The organism is Streptomyces sp. NPDC055078, assembly GCF_053607985.1.
Map to the genome: position 1 here is coordinate 1 of NZ_JBSGUP010000883.1, position 2,744 is coordinate 2,744.

Sequence of the window (2,744 nt, forward strand, 5' to 3'; positions counted from 1 at the left end):
CGGTGACCGGGTCCCCGGGGACGGCGCTACGACCAGCGTGTGGCGAGCAGCAAGGCGATGTCGTCGGGCCGGTCCGTCGCCGCTCCCGCCTCGCGGATCAGCCGGTCGGCCGTCTCGGCCAGGGGCGAGGCGCCGCACTCGGCGAGGGTGCCGCGCAGCCGCTCGACCCCGAGGTCGATATCGCTCCCCGGCCGCTCCACCAGACCGTCCGTGTAGAGGGCGAGTACGGCACCGGGTTCCAGGAGCAGTTCGGTGACCGGGTAGACGGCCGAGGCGTCGACACCGAGGACGACCCCGCCCGCGAGGGCCAGGATGTCGGTGCTGCCGTCCGGGTGGTACAGCAGCGGCTGGGGGTGCCCGGCCCGCACCGCCCGGGTGAGGCCCGTCGCCGGGTCGAGGACGATATAGCAGCAGCTCGCGAACTGACCGGGGTCGAGATCGATGAGCAGCCGGTTCGTACCGCTCATCACCTCCTGGGGGTCGTGCCCGCTCAGCGCGAACGCCCGCAGCGCGCTGCGCAGTTGGCCCATGGTGGCCGCGGCGGAGACACCGTGGCCCTGGACGTCCCCGATGACCAGGGCGATCCGGCTGCCCGTCTCGACGACGTCGTACCAGTCGCCGCCGACGTCCATGCCCTGGGTGCCGGGCAGATAGCGCCCGACTGTGTCGGCGTTCGCCAGGACCGGCAGCCGGTGCGGGAGCAGGGCGTCCTGGAGGCCGCGGGCGAGCGCGGCCTCCGTGTCGTATCGCTGGGCCCGTTCCAGCGCCTGGGCGATCAGCCCGGCGAGCGCGGTGAGCACCGTGCGCTCCTCCGGGTCGAAGCCACGCGGCTGGTCGAAGCCGAGGATGCAGGAGCCCACCGGCCGGCCGGAGGCGATCAGCGGCAGAAAGGCCCGCGCGCCGACGTGGGCGTCGAGCAGGATGCCCGGGTAGGCGGCGGCCAGATGCCCCATCGACTCGAAGAACAGGGGGCGGCCCGAGGTGAGCGTCTCGACACCGGGCAGCCGGGCGTCGAGTCCCACACCGTCGAAGCGGTCCAGGAACCCCTGGGGGAATCCGGTCTCCCAGGCGAGGAAGAGATGCCGTTCGTGCAGCAGATAGATGGCGAGCTGCCGGCCGCCGAACGCGGGCAGCAGTTCCTCGGTGACCACGGCGGACACCTGGCGGGCGGTGACGGCTTCCGTCAGCGCGATGGCCAGGGCGACCGGGCGGTACAGGGCGGCGGCCCGGTCGACGGGCGGACCGAGCCCGGTGCCGGGTCCGGCGCCCGAGCCGATGACGGCACCGGCCGTGGGGCCGGACGCCTGCGGGGGCTCGTCGGCGGGGGCGAGGGTGACGGAGAGTCCGTCGTGGCCGGGGTAGAGGGAGATCATCAGCCACTGGTCCGCCGCCCGACCGGGCGGACCAGGCCGGCCGGGCGGACCCGCCTGGCCGGTCCGGCGGGCCACGAAGTGGACGGGGATGTGGGACATCAGGGCGGCCCGGTAGTGGTCCTCGTGCGCGTGCCCGCCCAGCCAGGGGAGCGCGTCCCACAGCACCCGGCCCGTCAGTCCGGGCCGCGCGCGGCCGAGCAGGGTCTCGGCGACGTGGTTGAGATAGGTGATCCGGCCGAGCCGGTCGAGGGAGAGCACTCCGCGCGGGAGGCGTTCGGTCACCTCGGAGACGACGGGCCCGGTGCCGAGGTCCAGCAGCCGGCCGGTCAGCGGACGGCCGGTCAGCAGCCGGGCGGGGCGACCGCCGGGCGGTGGGACCGCGCCGTCGGCGAGTTCCAGCAGAAACGACCGGCCGCCGGATCCGCACAGCCGCATCCGGCGCGAGACCGGACGCCCCGATTCCACGGCCTGCCGGGCGAGCGACCACAGCCCGAGGACGTCCTCCCGCGAGAGCGGCGCGGTCAGGGCCGCCACGGTCCCGGCGAAGCCCGTCGGATCGGTGCCGAGGATCGCGCACAGCTCGTCGTCGGCCGATACGGCACCGGTGTCCAGGTCCCAGGAGAAATGGCCGATCCGCAGCGGGGTCACGCCGGCCGCCGGCAGTTGTACGGGCAGCGGCTCGCTGTCCCACTCGACGCGGGTGCCCCGCCCGCCGAGCGTGTTCAGGGCCGCCCCGAGCCGCCGGGCCGCATTGTGCATCCGGTGGCGGTCGTTGTTCCCGACCGGCTTTCCGGGGGTGGCCCGGCGCAGCACCACGAGGACGCCGAACTTCTCGGAACCGCCGGTGACCGGTACGTACAGCGCGCCGAAGGGAAAGGGCAGACCGGCCATGAGCTGCGGGAAACGCCGCATGGCGTCCTCGGCGTCCGCGAGATGCACCGCCCGCCCCGAGCGGAATGCCTCGGCCACCGGGAAGGGGCGGTTCACATGCATGCGCCACCAGGGTCTGAAGAGCCGGCACGGCAGCCCGGCGAGCACCGCGAGCCGCAGCAGTCCGGGCTCCTCGGAGCGCAGAAACACCCCGCCCGCGTATCCTCCGACGGCCTCGGTCGCGCCCACGGCCGCCTGGGCGAGCACCAGTGCCAGCTCGTCCGGCGCTCGGCCGCCGTCCTCGGGATCCCCGGGCGTCACCCCGGAGGACTCCGACTCCGCAGGGGTACGCCCGGCCTCGCCGTACCGGGTCACACAGCCAAGGATGCTCCCCCGCCGCCTCGGTGCGCATCTCGGCGGCGGTCGCGGGGAGCGGGAGGCACTCGGAGGCCCCCTCCGCTCCCCGTGGTGCGGGAGCGTGCGGGCGGGCGGTCTGTGGAG

The 2,744-nt window shown here is 74.7% G+C and carries 1 protein-coding gene; it reads right to left on the bottom strand.

Translation table 11 applies throughout. The features are described from left to right. Positions 1-26 precede the first annotated feature (26 nt). Positions 27-2,618, bottom strand: a complete 2,592-nt coding sequence (locus ACWF94_RS38115) for a SpoIIE family protein phosphatase (RefSeq protein ID WP_453499483.1) — start codon at positions 2,616-2,618, stop codon at positions 27-29. Between the last annotated feature and the right edge of the window lie 126 nt (positions 2,619-2,744).